The 15,234-nt window shown below is 64.2% G+C and carries 11 protein-coding genes and 1 riboswitch; of the genes, 6 read left to right on the forward strand and 5 right to left on the reverse strand.

Annotated features, from left to right (window positions below; all coding sequences use genetic code 11):
* The first annotated feature begins 452 nt into the window (after nt 1-452).
* The 4 genes from recA to GGD63_RS06995 all read left to right on the forward strand — a co-directional run bounded on the left by recA (nt 453) and on the right by GGD63_RS06995 (nt 4,671).
* Entirely contained in the window at nt 453-1,541 is a 1,089-nt protein-coding gene (gene recA, locus GGD63_RS06980) for a recombinase RecA (protein ID WP_183240275.1), read from the forward strand.
* A 104-nt stretch (nt 1,542-1,645) separates the two neighbouring features.
* A complete protein-coding gene (locus GGD63_RS06985; protein WP_183240277.1) occupies nt 1,646-2,632 on the forward strand; it encodes a hypothetical protein in 987 nt (328 codons plus the stop codon).
* Between the two features lie 9 nt (nt 2,633-2,641).
* Nucleotides 2,642-3,640, forward strand: coding sequence for a hypothetical protein (locus tag GGD63_RS06990; RefSeq protein ID WP_183240279.1), 999 nt, complete (start codon nt 2,642-2,644; stop codon nt 3,638-3,640).
* Nucleotides 3,641-3,696: 56 nt separating this feature from the next.
* Nucleotides 3,697-4,671, forward strand: a complete 975-nt coding sequence (locus tag GGD63_RS06995; protein ID WP_312013102.1) for a hypothetical protein — start codon at nt 3,697-3,699, stop codon at nt 4,669-4,671.
* A gap of 179 nt (nt 4,672-4,850) precedes the next feature.
* On the opposite strand, the gene gcvP is transcribed toward GGD63_RS06995, so the two are convergent.
* From gcvP to gcvT, 3 genes are all read right to left on the reverse strand, one after another.
* On the reverse strand, nt 4,851-7,715 hold the full coding sequence (gene gcvP / locus GGD63_RS07000) for an aminomethyl-transferring glycine dehydrogenase (RefSeq protein WP_183240767.1): 2,865 nt from the start codon (nt 7,713-7,715) through the stop codon (nt 4,851-4,853).
* A 154-nt stretch (nt 7,716-7,869) separates the two neighbouring features.
* Nucleotides 7,870-8,238, reverse strand: a complete 369-nt coding sequence (gene gcvH / locus GGD63_RS07005; RefSeq protein WP_183240281.1) for a glycine cleavage system protein GcvH — start codon at nt 8,236-8,238, stop codon at nt 7,870-7,872.
* A gap of 10 nt (nt 8,239-8,248) precedes the next feature.
* Complete coding sequence (gene gcvT, locus GGD63_RS07010; RefSeq protein WP_183240282.1) at nt 8,249-9,394, reverse strand: glycine cleavage system aminomethyltransferase GcvT; 1,146 nt, start codon at nt 9,392-9,394, stop codon at nt 8,249-8,251.
* Between the two features lie 146 nt (nt 9,395-9,540).
* Nucleotides 9,541-9,631: riboswitch (glycine riboswitch) on the reverse strand.
* Nucleotides 9,632-9,852: 221 nt separating this feature from the next.
* Here gcvT and alaS point away from each other — a divergent pair.
* The gene (alaS, locus tag GGD63_RS07015; RefSeq protein WP_183240284.1) at nt 9,853-12,531 is read left to right on the forward strand and encodes an alanine--tRNA ligase; all 2,679 of its coding nucleotides are present in this window, start codon (nt 9,853-9,855) and stop codon (nt 12,529-12,531) included.
* A 6-nt stretch (nt 12,532-12,537) separates the two neighbouring features.
* Nucleotides 12,538-13,767, forward strand: a complete 1,230-nt coding sequence (locus GGD63_RS07020; RefSeq protein ID WP_183240286.1) for a cyclic nucleotide-gated ion channel — start codon at nt 12,538-12,540, stop codon at nt 13,765-13,767.
* Nucleotides 13,768-13,770: 3 nt separating this feature from the next.
* Here GGD63_RS07020 and GGD63_RS07025 read toward each other — a convergent pair whose 3' ends face one another.
* Entirely contained in the window at nt 13,771-14,055 is a 285-nt protein-coding gene (locus tag GGD63_RS07025; protein WP_183240287.1) for a DUF3303 domain-containing protein, read from the reverse strand.
* 62 nt (nt 14,056-14,117) lie between these two features.
* Nucleotides 14,118-15,152, reverse strand: a complete 1,035-nt coding sequence (locus tag GGD63_RS07030; RefSeq protein ID WP_183240289.1) for a hypothetical protein — start codon at nt 15,150-15,152, stop codon at nt 14,118-14,120.
* Nucleotides 15,153-15,234 lie beyond the last annotated feature (82 nt).

The raw sequence follows: 15,234 nt of genomic DNA on the forward strand, positions 1-15,234 counted from the left end.
TAAGCATGCCAAACACCTGTCTTGAGGCAGATATCGTAGGACGCTTTGCAATCGGCGTGGGTCTGACCAGCGCGTTGTCGCGCTTCGCATATAGATCGGGTTGCCTCGCAGCTACTGCTTGAGCAAAGGGCTGAGCAAGCGCAGGTTCAGTCGCGCTGAAAGCGGAAATGGCAAACACAACCACCGTTAAAAAAATCCTCACGTCAAATCCCCCTAGTTGAAATAGGGGATAGTTCCCGATGCGGCGTTCCAGTGCAAGCGAGCGCCAAATTCAAATCAGGCCACTCCCAAAATCAACTTAGGCCACTAGGGGGTTAAAACAGGCCAGCGCCCAAAATCGCAAAAGAACATATTGCGAACCTGGAACAAATAGGGTACATTGTTTTTATCGCCGGCCCGCCTCTCAATCGTTTGTCCCCCTAGCGAATCCTCGCCATAAGGAGCACGACCCAATGTCCGCAACTGCCCTGCGTATCGTCGAAGGATCTTCCATGGACAAGAGTAAAGCTCTGGCCGCCGCGCTCTCCCAGATCGAGCGGCAGTTCGGCAAGGGCTCGGTGATGAAGCTGGGCAAGAACGACCGCTCCATGGACATCGAGGCGGTGTCGTCAGGCTCGCTCGGGCTCGATATCGCGCTCGGCATCGGCGGCCTGCCCAAGGGGCGCATCGTCGAGATCTACGGGCCGGAATCCTCGGGCAAGACCACGCTGGCGCTGCATACGGTGGCGGAAGCCCAGAAGAAGGGCGGCATCTGTGCCTTCATCGATGCCGAGCACGCGCTCGATCCGGTCTATGCCCGCAAGCTGGGCGTCAACATCGACGAGCTCCTGATCTCGCAGCCCGACACCGGCGAGCAGGCGCTGGAGATCTGCGACACGCTGGTGCGTTCGGGGGCGGTGGACGTGATGGTGATCGACTCGGTCGCGGCGCTGGTGCCGAAGGCCGAGCTCGAGGGCGAGATGGGCGATGCGCTGCCGGGGCTTCAAGCGCGGTTGATGAGCCAGGCGCTGCGCAAGCTGACGGCCTCCATCAACAAATCCAACACCATGGTGATCTTCATCAACCAGATCCGCATGAAGATCGGTGTGATGTACGGTTCGCCCGAAACCACCACCGGCGGCAATGCGCTGAAATTCTACGCCTCCGTCCGCCTCGACATCCGCCGCATCGGCGCGATCAAGGAGCGCGACGAAGTGGTCGGCAACACCACCCGCGTCAAGGTGGTGAAGAACAAGCTGGCGCCGCCCTTCAAGCAGGTCGAGTTCGACATCATGTACGGCGAGGGCGTCTCCAAGATGGGCGAGATCCTCGATCTCGGCGTCAAGGCCGGCATCGTCGAGAAGTCCGGCGCCTGGTTCTCCTATGACAGCCAGCGCCTCGGCCAGGGCCGCGAGAACTCGAAAGCGTTTTTGAAGGCCAACCCCGACATCACCGCCAAGATCGAGACCGCAATCCGCCAGAACTCCGGCCTGATCGCCGAGCAGATTCTGGCCGGCACCCCCGAGCGCGACGCCGACGGCGAGGAGCCGGCGGAAGAGTAAGCCCTAACGCGAGAGACTTTCGCGAGGAGCGGGCACTGAGGACGTTGAGTTGCCGACGTCTTCGGTGCCCGTTTCTTTTTGCGTTGTCGTGATCGGGTGGTGTGATGAAGCGTCTGATCCTGACCAGTGCGGCCGGCGCTGATCTCGCCAAATCGAAGCTGGCCGAGATCGTCGTTCTGTTCTTTTTTCGTTTCACGTGGGGGCCGTTGCCTTCGTCCGACTATTTCGCAGCCTATTTCGGGGCGCAGTCAGGGACGCTCAGGCCGGGCGATCACTGGTCGGATTGGGGTACAAAATGGCCCCCCAAGTTCAAGGAACTCAGGAAGCTACCCTTTGCCGATTTTTGCGAACGCTATGACGAGATCGAACTTTGGTTCGACCCGAGCCCAGACGATCAACTGCAGCTGATCTGGTTGCTCGACTATCTTGCCTCATACTCTGAGCTGCTGAAAAAACTCAGACTGCGTCTGCTTGCATTCGATCTCTTCGATGTGAGAGACCAAGTCTCCGAAGCGTCCGCGTCGCATATTCCTATGGTGGATGTTCAGGCCCGTGAACTTAGGACTGCCAGAATGGCCTGGCAGGCCTATCGCGCGCCGACGCCCGAGGCCTGCGCCAATCTACTTTGCAGCGATCTGAGCGCCTTGTTGATGCTGCGACCGGCATTGCAAGAGCTGTTGGCAGAGCTACCGTCATCCTCGACGGGTCTTGGTGCGACCGAGATGCGATTCCTGGAACTGCTTTCCAGAGGATTTGCAAATACGAATGCCCTGTTTCATCTGCGCTCGCAGCGGCGCACATACGTGTTCGGCGAATTTGATTTGGGTTCGCTGTTGGAGGGGCTCGCGCTTGGCCCCAAGCCCGCCGTAGCCGGTTTGGGCGATGAACTGCGTACAATCGACCACGGTAATCTAAGGGCTCGGCATGAGGTCTATCTCCGCAGCCGATTGTCGCTGACAGAGTTCGGGAAGGCTGTCCTGGCCCATCAGGAGGATTTCAGCCGATACAATCCGATCGACCGCTGGTGGGGCGGCACGCATCTGACCAACGATCGGCTCTGGCGGTACGGCGCTGTCTTGACGAAGCCCTGAGGTCACGGGATGACGCGACTTGTTTTGACAACAGACTCGTCTGCTGCCGGCACTCTCGCACGCGCCGACCGTGGCGATCTCGCGATTGCGATCGAACGTCGGCTGGTCTGGGGACCGTTGCCGTCCGACGCCCAGCTCGAGGCATTCTTCGCGCCGCGCAGCACGCAGCCACCCGGCCTGCATTGGCTGGACGATACGCCAGCCTGGCGTATCGAGAAATCGGGAGTTCGCGGGCAGGGATTGATCGAGCTGCTGTCGGAATGCGACACGGCTGAATTGTGGATGGGACCAGAACCAAATGCGCAATTGATTCTGTTCTGGCTGCTCGACCACTGCAGCAGCGAAAGAGCGGCGATCGACAAACTCGTGATGCGTCACCTCGACATTGCCGTCGGCGGTATCGAGCCGGAGCATCTCGCTAAGCTAGATCCGCCTGTTATCAAGCCCGCGCAAGGTCACTTGGAACTGACTGGCCGCGTATGGCAGGCCTATCGCGCGCCGACACCGCAGGCTTGGTTCGACCTCCTCAAAGCCGATTTGAGTCTGTTTCCGCAAGCGCAGCGTTGCGTCGCGGATCTCCTCGAAGAACTTCCGAGCGTCACCACCGGCCTTGGAGCCACAGAGATGAGGATATTGGAGCTGATCGCGCCGGGTGAAGTACCGCCTTTCGACGTCTTCCCGGGACATCAGAAACGCGACGAACGTCGCGTCTTCGACTACTGGGAAGTCGGCGCGCTGCTTGATGGTCTTGCGCGATGCGAGAGGCCGGCGGTCACTGGACTGGACGAAGGCCCGTTTTCCCTGGAGATGCATGACGATTCAAGCCGCCTCCAGCGGTACAAGCAATCCCGCTTGTCGCTCACCGAGTTCGGCAAAGCGGTGCTTGGCGGCGATGAAAACTTTTGCCGCCACAACCGAGTCGATCGCTGGTGGGGCGGCACCCACCTGACCAACGACCGGCTGTGGCAGTGGGACCCCGAGGCCTTCTCACTCATCGCGCCTGATTAGTGCGTACCTCTTCGCTCAGAGTGTTCTTGTATTGCGTATCATTTCGAGAGGCAATCGTGTCACATTTGATCCTGGCAACGAACGATCGTGCGGAGGATACACTTCGCCGGTCCGGCGTTGCGAACGTCGCGCTCGGGTTCTATCCGCGTTTTGTCTGGAGGAAATTGCCTTCGGACGAGCAACTTTTGATGGGGCTGGAGCGCCGATCGGAAAAGCACTGCAATCCCGGCGATCATTGGCTCGATGACGCTTGTCCCGGCTCGCTCGACGGTTTCGGCACGCGTGATATCGGTTTCTTCGAGCTGTGCGCGAAGTTCGACTCGATTGAAATATGGGTTGATCCTCGGCCCAACGATCAGCTGGTGCTCGTCTGGCTGCTGGACCTGCTTCGCCCTCACAAGCAGATCACGACCAAGCTGAGCCTTGTGCATGCGGATGACATCGTTGCGAACTATGCGCCGGAGCATGTCGCAAAATGGAAGCTGCCGGCCTTCAAGGTGGCCGAGAACCATCTGGTGACGGCAAGCCGTGCCTGGCGGGCCTATCGGGCTGAAACGCCGGAATCCTGTTTCGATCTGCTGATGACGGATCTGACCATCCTGCCGAGACTTCGATCGGCGCTGATTGCCGTGCTTGAAGAGCTTCCGGACAGCGTGACGGGACTCGGTGCCAGCGAAATGGATTTGCTGGATTTTGTCAACGAAGGGCACACCGACCCCAGGCGCGTCTGCGAGGCGAGGTGGCTTCGCGACGTGTTCGATGAAGACGACGCGCTCGATGCCTTGCTCGAACTGGGGGCGTATTCGGCGCCGCCAGTCTTGTTGGGCGATCCAGCGTTCGACAATGAGGACCGCTATTTCGGCAGGAGCGAGTGGAAGCTCACGCTGACTGAACTCGGGCGTTCACTCCTGGCTCGAGAAGACGACATGTGGCGCCACAACCCGATCAAACGTTGGTGGGGTGGGACTGAACTCACCAACGAACGGCTCTGGCGATGGGATCGCGAGACGCGCTCGCTGGTCAAACCCTGATACGCGTTCAGAATGCAGTGTCGTAGGGTGGGTTAGCCGACCGGGCTGCGCGAAGCGCAGTCCGCTCGGCGTAACCCACCACTGTTTGTATCCGTAGAGACAGAAGAGGTGGGTTACGCCGGCGGACTGTGCTTCGCACAGCCGCCCGCTAACCCACCCTACGAGACCTCTGTCGCGTCTTACTCCGCGGCCTCCGCGTAATCGCTCACCGGCGGGCACGAGCACACCAGGTTGCGGTCGCCATAGACGTTGTCGACGCGGCCGACCGGGCACCAGTATTTGTCGGTGCGCGAGACGCCGTCGGGGAAGCAGCCTTCGGCGCGGGTGTAGGCGCGCTTCCAATCGTCGTCCGCGATGTCGTGCACGGTGTGCGGGGCGAGGCGCAAGGGCGATGCCTCGATCTTGAAGCGGCCGGCCTCGACCTCGGCGATCTCCTTGCGGATCGCGATCATGGCGTCGCAGAAGCGGTCCAGCTCGGCCTTCGATTCCGATTCGGTCGGTTCGATCATCAGCGTGGCCGGCACCGGGAAGCTCATGGTCGGGGCATGGAAGCCGTAATCGATCAGGCGTTTTGCGATGTCGTCGACGGTCACGCCGCTCGTCGTCTTGAGCGGACGGGGATCGACGATGCACTCATGCGCGACGCGGCCCCTGGCGTTCTTGTAGAGCACCGGGAAGTGCGCATCGAGCCTTGCTGCGATGTAGTTGGCGTTGAGGATCGCGATCTCGGTCGCGCGCTTCAGGCCTTCGCCGCCCATCATCAAGATGTAGATGTAGGAGATGGTCAGGATCGAAGCCGAGCCGAACGGCGCGGCCGAGACCGGGCCGACTGCCGCGTCAGCCTGCGTCGCCGGGTGACCGGGCAGGAACGGGGCAAGATGCGCCTTGACGCCGATCGGGCCCATGCCGGGACCTCCGCCGCCATGCGGGATGCAGAAGGTCTTGTGCAGGTTGAGATGGCTGACGTCGGCGCCGTAATCGCCGGGCCTGCTAAGGCCGACCTGCGCGTTGAGATTGGCGCCGTCGAGATACACCTGGCCGCCATGGCCGTGCACGATGTCGCAGATCTCGCTGATGTGCTCCTCGAACACGCCATGCGTCGAGGGATAGGTGATCATGACAGCGGCGAGATCGTTCGAGTGCTTATCAGCCTTGGCGCGGAGGTCATTGACGTCGACGTCGCCGTTCTTCTCGCAGGCGACCACCACCACGTCCATGCCGACCATCGCGGCCGAGGCCGGGTTGGTGCCGTGGGCGGAGGAGGGGATCAGGCAGATCTTGCGATGGCTCTGCCCACGCGCCGTATGATAGCCGCGGATCGCGAGCAAGCCGGCATATTCGCCTTGCGCGCCCGAGTTCGGCTGCAGCGAGATCGCGTCATAGCCGGTGATGTCGCACAGCCACTTCTCCAGCCGCGCGAACAGCGCGTGATAGCCCTTGGCCTGCTCGCGCGGCGCAAAGGGATGCAAGCTGCCGAATTCCGGCCAGGTCAGCGGCATCATCTCGGTGGTCGCGTTCAGCTTCATGGTGCAGGATCCCAGCGGGATCATGGCGCGGTCGAGCGCGAGGTCGCGATCGCTGAGCTTGCGCATGTAGCGCAGCATCTCGGTCTCCGAGCGATGCGCGTGAAACACGGGATGCGTCAGGAAGGCCGTGGTGCGTTTCAGCGCCTCCGGCAGCGCCTCGCGGGTGGTCGCGTCGATCTCGGCGTAGGAAAGCTGGCCGCCGAACGCGCGCCAGACGGCCTCGACTGTCGCGGGCGTCGTGGTCTCGTCGAGCGCGATGCGCAGCGCATTGCCGCCAATGCCGAGATTGATCTTTTCGCTAGCCGCGCGCGCGACGATCTCGTCGCGCTTGCTGCCGGCATCGACGCTCACCGTGTCGAAGAAGTTTTCGGCCTGCGGCGCAAAGCCGAGCTTGCGCAGGCCGGCCGCGAGCACGGCGGTGCGGCGGTGCACGGTCCGCGCGATCTGCGAGAGTCCTTCGGGGCCGTGATAGACGGCATACATCGAAGCGATCACGGCGAGCAGCACCTGCGCGGTGCAGATGTTGGAGGTCGCCTTCTCGCGGCGGATATGCTGCTCGCGGGTCTGCAGCGCAAGGCGGTAGGCCGGCATCCCGCGCGAATCCACGGAGAGGCCGACGATGCGGCCGGGCAGCGAGCGCTTCAGTGCATCGCGCACCGCCATATAGGCCGCGTGCGGCCCGCCATAGCCCATCGGCACGCCGAAGCGCTGTGCCGAGCCGATGGCGATGTCGGCACCTAACTCGCCGGGCGAGGCGAGCAGCGTCAGCGCGAGCGGATCGGCGGCAACGATGGCGAGCGCGCCCTTGGCCTTCAGCGCCGCGATCGCGGGCCGGAGGTCGCGCAACGCGCCTGAGGAGCCGGGGTATTGCAGCAGCGCCCCGAGCACGTCGCTCTTATCGAGATCGGTGAGGGGATCGCCGACGACCAAGCTCCAGCCGAGCGGCTCGGCACGGGTGCGCATTACCGCCAGCGTCTGCGGATGCACGTCCTTGTCGACGAAGAAGGCCTTTGCCTTCACCTGCGAGTGGCGCTCGGCGAGCGCCATCGCTTCCGCCGCTGCGGTCGCTTCATCGAGCAGCGAGGCGTTGGCGACGTCGAGCCCGGTGAGGTCGCAGATCATGGTCTGGAAGTTGAACAGCGCCTCCAGCCGGCCCTGGCTGATCTCGGGCTGGTAGGGCGTATAGGCCGTGTACCAGGCCGGGTTTTCCAGGATGTTGCGCTGGATCACCGCGGGCAGGATGGTGCCCGAATAGCCCTGGCCAATCAGCGAAGTGAGGACCTGGTTCTGGGCGGCGAACTCGGCCATATGCGCGATCGCCTCGGTTTCGCTCAGGGGCTTGCCGAGATCCAGCGGAGATGCCTGCCGGATCGAGGCCGGCAGCGTCTCCGCCATCAGCGCGTCTACGCTTTTCGCGCCGACGGCCCCCAGCATTGCGGTGACATCGCGCACCGAGGGGCCGATGTGGCGGCGAACGAAGGCGGCGGTGTCGCCATTGGATTTGCGGTGCGCGGTCATCATGGGTCCTCGCTAGGAGTTGCTGTCATGCCCCGCGAAGGCGGGGCATCCAGTAAACGCAGGCGTTTCGGCTAGGGCCGATGGGCCGCGGCGTACTGGATCACCCGCCTTCGCGGGTGATGACACTGAGAATGAGGTTAGAGCTCTCGTCATCTCACGCCGTATGTGCCTTGTAGGCGGCTTCATCCATGAGGCCGCCGAGCTCGCTTTTGTCGGCAATCTTGATCTTGAAGAACCAGGCCGCGCCTTGCGCGTCCGAATTGACCAGCGCCGGCTCGGCGGCCAGCGCCTCGTTGGTTTCGAGCACTTCGCCCGTAACAGGTGCGTAGACGTCGGAGGCCGCCTTCACGGACTCGACCACCGCTGCGGCCTCCGCCTTCTTCAAGGCGCGGCCGACCTTGGGCAATTCGACGAACACGACGTCGCCGAGCTGCTGCTGCGCGTAGTCGGTGATGCCGACCGTGGCGGTGTCGCCGTCGATGGCGAGCCATTCATGGTCGGAGGTGTACAGCATCGTGGTCATTGTCGAGTCCTCAGCGTTTGTAGGTGTTTTTCACGAAGGGCATGGCGGCGACCGCGAGCGGCAGGCGCTGGCCGCGCACCTCGGCGAAGAGTTTTGTGCCGAGCGCGCTCAGGTTCACAGGCACGTAGCCCATCGCGACCGGCGCGCTCAGGCTCGGGCCGAACCCGCCCGAGGTGACCTTTCCGACCGGCTCGCCGCCCGCGCTGTCGGCAAACAGCGGCGCGCCCTCGCGCACCGGTGCGCGGCCCTCGGCGCGCAGGCCGACGCGGCGGCGGGATGCGCCGCCATCGAAGTGAGCAAGGATCTTCCCGGCGCCGGGAAAACCGCCGGCACGAGCGCCGCCAGCGCGGCGGCTCTTCTGCACCGACCATTCCAGCGCGGCCTCGACCGGCGTGGTGGCGGTGTCGATGTCGTGGCCGTAGAGGCAGAGCCCGGCCTCCAGCCGCAGGCTGTCGCGGGCCCCCAGGCCGATCGGCAGCACGTCAGGGTTGTCGAGCAGCATCCTGGCGAGGCGTTCGGCATCGCTGGCGGGAACCGAGATCTCGAATCCGTCCTCGCCGGTGTAGCCGGAGCGCGAGACGAAGCACTTGATGCCGGCGACCTCATGCGGGCCGGCGTCCATGAACGTCATGGAGGGGGCCTCTGCACAGAGTTTCGCCAGCACCGCTTCGGCCTTCGGGCCCTGCAGTGCGACCAGCGCGCGGTCGGCCAGCGAATCGATCAGGCAATCGTCGGACAGATTCGCGCGCAGATGCGCCTCGTCCTGTTCCTTGCAGGCGGCGTTGACGACCAGGAACAGGTGATCGCCGAAATTGGCGACCATCAGGTCGTCCAGAATGCCGCCATCGGCATTGGTGAACTGGGCGTAGCGCTGCCGTCCCGGCGCAATCGCCACGATATCCTGCGGCACCAGCCGTTCCAGCGCGCGGGCGGCGTCCTCGACCTTGCCCGACTTCGGCCGAAGCGCGATCTGGCCCATATGGGAGACGTCGAACAGGCCGGCGGCGGCCCGGGTATGAAGGTGCTCCTTCAGCACGCCCGCGGGGTACTGCACCGGCATGTCATAGCCCGCGAACGGCACCATCTTGCCGCCCAGGGACACATGGAGGCTGTGGAGGGGCGTACGTTTCAGGGAGTCTTGGTGGTGCGCTAGCATCTAAGGGGCCCTCGGCGGTTCCCCGGGGAGGATTCCCCGATGGACACCAGTCGAAGCCCCATCTGTCGCTGTGCCTGAGAGTATTATCCCGTCGGCGGACGCAGTCCGGGTCTTAAGCCCGTCGGCGCCTCTTTCCAGATGCTGTCAAAGCCACGCGGTCCTTTTGCCTGAGAGTTTCCGGGGCGGTTGCTCCTTCGGCGCCGGCTGCCTAAAGCCGGTCTCTCCCGACGTGGCCGTACGATACAGATGGGTACAGACCACACGGCAGCCAAGCCTGTCAACGCGACACTAGCGGCTTTCAACCGGATTGAGCGCCTGCGGCAACCCTCTGATCTCCTTGCACAGTTTCTGGACAGCGAAGCTGGCCTTGTCTAAAAGCGCTTTGGCCCGCAGATATCAGCCTGAATGACTGGTTTGGATGGCGTATTGCGGGTCCAAGCACACCCGATTGGATGAACATGAGCGGCGTCAACGAGATCAGGTCGACCTTTCTGAACTTCTTTGCCGAGAACGGCCACGAGATCGTGCCGTCCTCGCCACTGGTGCCGCGCAACGACCCGACGTTGATGTTCACCAACGCCGGCATGGTGCAGTTCAAGAACGTTTTTACCGGCGTCGAGAAGCGGCCGTACCAGCGCGCGACCACCTCGCAGAAATGCGTGCGCGCCGGCGGCAAGCACAACGACCTCGACAATGTCGGCTACACCGCGCGCCATCTCACCTTCTTCGAGATGCTCGGCAATTTCTCGTTCGGCGATTACTTCAAGGAGCGCGCGATCGAGCTTGCCTGGAAGCTGATCACCAAGGAATTCGGTCTGAAGAAGGACAAGCTGCTCGTCACCGTCTACCACACCGACGACGAGGCGCACGGGCTCTGGAAGAAGATCGCCGGCTTCTCCGACGACCGCATCATCCGCATCCCGACCTCGGACAATTTCTGGGCGATGGGCGACACCGGGCCGTGCGGCCCGTGCTCGGAGATCTTCATCGATCGCGGCGAGCACATCTGGGGCGGGCCTCCGGGCTCGCCGGAGGAGGACGGCGACCGCTTCCTCGAATTCTGGAATCTCGTGTTCATGCAGTACGAGCAGGTGACGAAGGAGGAGCGTGTGGATCTGCCGCGCCCCTCGATCGACACCGGCATGGGCCTGGAGCGCATGGCCTGCATCCTCCAGGGCGTCGAGAGCGTGTTCGAGACCGACCTGTTCCGCCACCTGATCGACGCGACCTCGTCCGCGCTCGGCAGCGGGCCGCAGGAGCAGACGGTCGCCTCGTTCCGCGTCATCGCCGACCATTTGCGCTCCTCCGCCTTCCTCGTCACCGACGGCGTGCTGCCCTCGAACGAGGGCCGCGGCTATGTGCTGCGCCGGATCATGCGCCGCGCGATGCGCCATGCGCAGCTCCTGGGGGCCAAGGAGCCCTTGATGCATCGCCTCGTCCCGGCCCTGGTGCGCGAGATGGGCCAGGCCTATCCCGACCTGATGCGCGCCGAGAAGCTGATCGAGGAAACGCTGCGGCTGGAAGAGACCCGCTTCCGCAAGACGCTTGTGCGCGGCCTTGCGATTCTCGACGAGAAGAGCGCGTCCCTGAAGAAGGGCGACATGTTCGACGGCGACGTCGCTTTCACGCTGTACGACACCTACGGCTTCCCGCTCGACCTGACGCAGGACGCGCTGAAGTCGCGCGGCATCGGCGTCGACCAGTCCGCCTTCACCGACGCGATGGAGCGCCAGAAGGCCAAGGCGCGCGAGTCGTGGAAGGGGTCCGGAGAAGCTGCCTCCGAAGCAATCTGGTTCCCGCTGCGCGAAAAGCTCGGGGCCACCGAATTCCTGGGCTACGAGACCGAGAGTGCCGAGGGCGTCGTCTCTGCGCTGGTCAAGGACGGCCAGGAGGTCGCCGGCCTCAAGGCCGGCGAGACGGGCGCCATCGTGCTGAACCAGACGCCGTTCTATGCGGAGTCCGGCGGCCAGGTCGGCGACACCGGCGTGCTGACGGGTGAGGGCGGCATCAAGTTCCGCGTCACCGACACGCAGAAGAAGCTCGGCGATTTCTTCGTCCACGTCGGCACTGTGGAGAGCGGCGAGCTCAAGCTCGGCACTGCGCTGCAGCTCGAGGTCGACCATTCGCGCCGTTCGTCGATCCGCGCGCATCACTCCGCGACACATCTCATCCACGAGGCGCTGCGCCAGGTGCTCGGCGACCACATTGCCCAGCGCGGCTCGATGGTCGCGCCGGACCGCCTGCGCTTCGACTTCGTGCATCCGAAGCCGATCACGGCGGAAGAGCTTGCCCGCGTCGAGGACATCGCCAACGACGTGGTGCTGGAGAACGACGAGGTCACCACGCGCGTCATGGGCGTCGACGAGGCGCGGGAAGCGGGGGCGCGTGCGCTGTTCGGCGAGAAATATGGCGACGAGGTCCGCGTCGTCTCCATGGGCAGGACCGCGCGCGAGCGCGGCGCCAACACGCTCGGCTGGTCGGTCGAGCTCTGCGGCGGCACCCATGTGAAGCGCACCGGCGACATCGGCCTGATCACGCTCACGAGCGAGAGCGCGGTCGCCTCGGGCGTGCGCCGTATCGAGGCGTTAACGGGCAACTACGCGCGAAAACACGCCAACGAGACCATGGCGCTGGCGAAGACCGCGGCGAACGAGCTGCGCACCTCGATCGACGACGTGCCGGCGCGCATCACCGCGCTGATGGAGGAGCGCAAGAAGCTCGAGCGCGAGCTCTCCGACGCCCGCAAGAAGCTGGCGATGGGCGGCGGCGCGGCCGCCGGTAACGGCGCAGCGAGCGGCGTGCGTGAGGTCGGCGACGTCAAGCTGATGGCGCGCGCGGTCGAGGGCATCGAGATGAAGGATCTCAAGGGCCTTGCCGACGACGGCAAGAAGCAGATCGGTTCGGGCGTCGTCGCGATCGTCGGCGTCACCGGGGACGGCAAGGCTGGTGTCGTGGTCGGCGTCACGCCGGACCTCACCGCGCGCTTTAACGCCGTGAACCTCGTCCGCGTCGCCTCCGAGGCGCTCGGCGGCAAGGGCGGCGGCGGCCGGCCCGACATGGCGCAGGCCGGTGGCCCCGATGGCGCCAACGCGACCGCGGCGCTCGCGGCGATCGAAAAAGCGATGGCAGGCGCGTAAGTCATCATGCGCCTCGTTCCGCGAGGACGTGGGCTTGGCGATCCCGACTTACGGGATCGCCTCTACGAATTGCTGGAGCACGATCCCTTGGCCTATTCGGTCGGGTCGCGCTTCATCCAGCTGATCATCGCCGTCATCGTGCTCAACGTGACTGCGATGGTCCTCGCCTCGGTGCCGGAGCTCGACGCGCGGTTCGACACGCTGTTCAGCGCGATCGCCGTCCTCGCCGTCATCGTGTTCGCGCTCGAATATCTGGCGCGGCTGTGGACGGTGGCGGGGCATACCCAGCGCAACGGCTCCGCGCTGTCCGACCGGCTGTCTTATGCCTTCTCCGCGCTCGGCATCATCGACCTCATGGCGTTCCTGCCGGCCGCGATCGTGCTCGCCACCGGCCGGCACGCGACGCTGGCCGGGCTCGGCGTGCTGCCGTTCTTCAAGCTGATCCGCTATTCGCCGGCGATGCGCTCGCTGCTCGCCGCCGTGCATGCCGAGCGGCGCGCGCTGATCGGCTGCATTGTCATCCTGATCGGTGCGGTCCTGACCTTTGCCTCGCTGCTCTATGCCATCGAGCGCGACGTGCAGCCGGACAAGCTCGGCACCATCCCGCAGGCGATGTGGTGGGCGATCGTGACGCTCGGCACCGTCGGCTATGGCGACGTCGTGCCGGTGACGCCGCTCGGCAAGTTCATCTCCACCTTCGCCATTATCAGCGGCTTCGCGATGATCGCGCTGCCGGTCGCGATCATCTCCACCGCGTTCGCCGAGGAAGTGAAGCGGCGCGATTTCGTCGTCACCTGGGGCATGCTGGCGCGGGTGCCGCTGTTCTCGCATCTGTCGGCGTCCGAGATCGCCGACATCATGCGCCTCCTGCGCGCGCGTACCATCGAGCAGGGCGAGGTTTTGGTGCGGCGGGGCGACGCCGCCTCATCGATGTATTTCATCACCGCCGGCGAGGTCGAGATCGCGCTGCCGAGCCAGCATGTGCGGCTCACTGACGGCACCTTCTTCGGCGAGATCGCGCTTCTGCACAAAACGAAACGCAGCGGCACGGTGACGGCGACGCGCAAGACGCGGCTGCTCGTGCTCGACGCCCAGGACTTTCACGCCTTGATCGAGCGCATGCCGACGCTGGCCGAGCACGTCCATACCACCGCCAAGGCGCGGCTCGCCGACAGCGGCGATCTCGCGGCGGCAGAGCTGGCGCAGGCCGAACAGGAAGCGGGGCCGCCCGTGTAGCCGCTACTTGGGATCGAGGAAGGGCGCGACGACTTCGCGCGTCTCCTTGCTGGGCACGACAGGCACGATCTCGAAGGTCATGCCGTTGCCCTGGCAGTTCAAGACCCATTCCTGCAGCAGGCGGGCGTCGTCGCACTCCATCAGCTGGAAGCAGCGGTCGAAATTCGGCTCGATCCAGCTGCCGTGATACTTCAGCCCTTCCGGAAACTTGACGCCCTCGTCGCGCACCCGCCGGTAGACCGGAATGGGATCGCGGTCTTTGAAGCGTTCGATCACCATGAAGAGCATCGGGAAGACCTCCGTGTGCTGAGTGCGCGGCCTGGTCAACAACTCTAGCACGTGCCGTGAGGTCAGTGCGGCTCAAAGCCCGACAGAAGCTTGCGCGTCTCAGCATCGATCCGGCCGCCGCGCGCAGCAATCTCCTCACGCGGCGATTGGAACGTATAGCCGAGATGGGCGCCGTCGCGCCACGGATAGAACGCGCCGCACCAATAGTCGGTGCTAATTTGGTGACAGCGAAAGGTGAGGGGCTCCGTTCCGGAGGACGCGTCCGAAGTGACGTAGACGTCGCCTGACTGCGGCGTAGCCTTGAGGGAGTCCTGGTAGGTCGAGCGGGCTCCCCCGAACTCACCTGGGATCACCTCGTCCGGCGCAAACACGTAAATGTTCAGCGGGAAGTCGAGCTTGTCATCTCCCCCGCGCCTGGCCGTTTCATGAGCATCGCAATAGGTCCTGGCCCAGTCCGCGACCGGGCCGGTGCAGAGTGGCGGTGTCACCAGGCCGAAGCTGCGCAATCGAAGCCATATCTTCGTGGCCTTGACCGGACGTTTGCCATCATCGTTCACACCACAGAACTCTCGCAGGCTGACACCCTGCTCGAGATAGTAGGCATCCTGGCCGGAAGTCCTGCCGAGATAGATGTTCCAGAAGGATGCGGCAGGAATTGAGAGAGCGGCGTTGGCGATCGTCACGTGGAACGTCGTGCTGCGGCAAGCCTCGGAAGCGGGCCGCCTCTTCCAGTCATGCCACCAGGACTCGACGACGATCAGGGCCGGCACGATCGCAAATCCCAAAATGCCGATCGCCAGAACGTAGCGAAGCCGGAGCCCGCAAGCTGCGAACAGCAGGGTGCAGCCGCGGACGACAACGCCGGTTGCGAAGCTGCTGGTCACGAGCGCCCAGAATGCCACACCGATTCCGCCGCCCGGGCCCTCATTGTAGTTGAGGCGGGACGACACGATCCAATGCTCGGTCCACAGTGCAGCGAGCATGCCGCCGAAGATGCACGTCGTGGCGAGCCACCAGCGCCACGTCGGCATCAGTGCGGGCACCGCGTACGGGATCAGGGCGAGGGCGGTCAGGACGAGAATGAGGTTGGCCGTCACGGAGTCGTTCCCGGGGTCTCGGAACAACTCTTAGATGTGGTTTGTGAGAGCGCGGTAAAGAGGCCGATCTAGTTGTGTCGGC

This window comes from Bradyrhizobium sp. cir1, assembly GCF_014198245.1.
Taxonomy (GTDB): Bacteria; Pseudomonadota; Alphaproteobacteria; order Rhizobiales; family Xanthobacteraceae; genus Bradyrhizobium.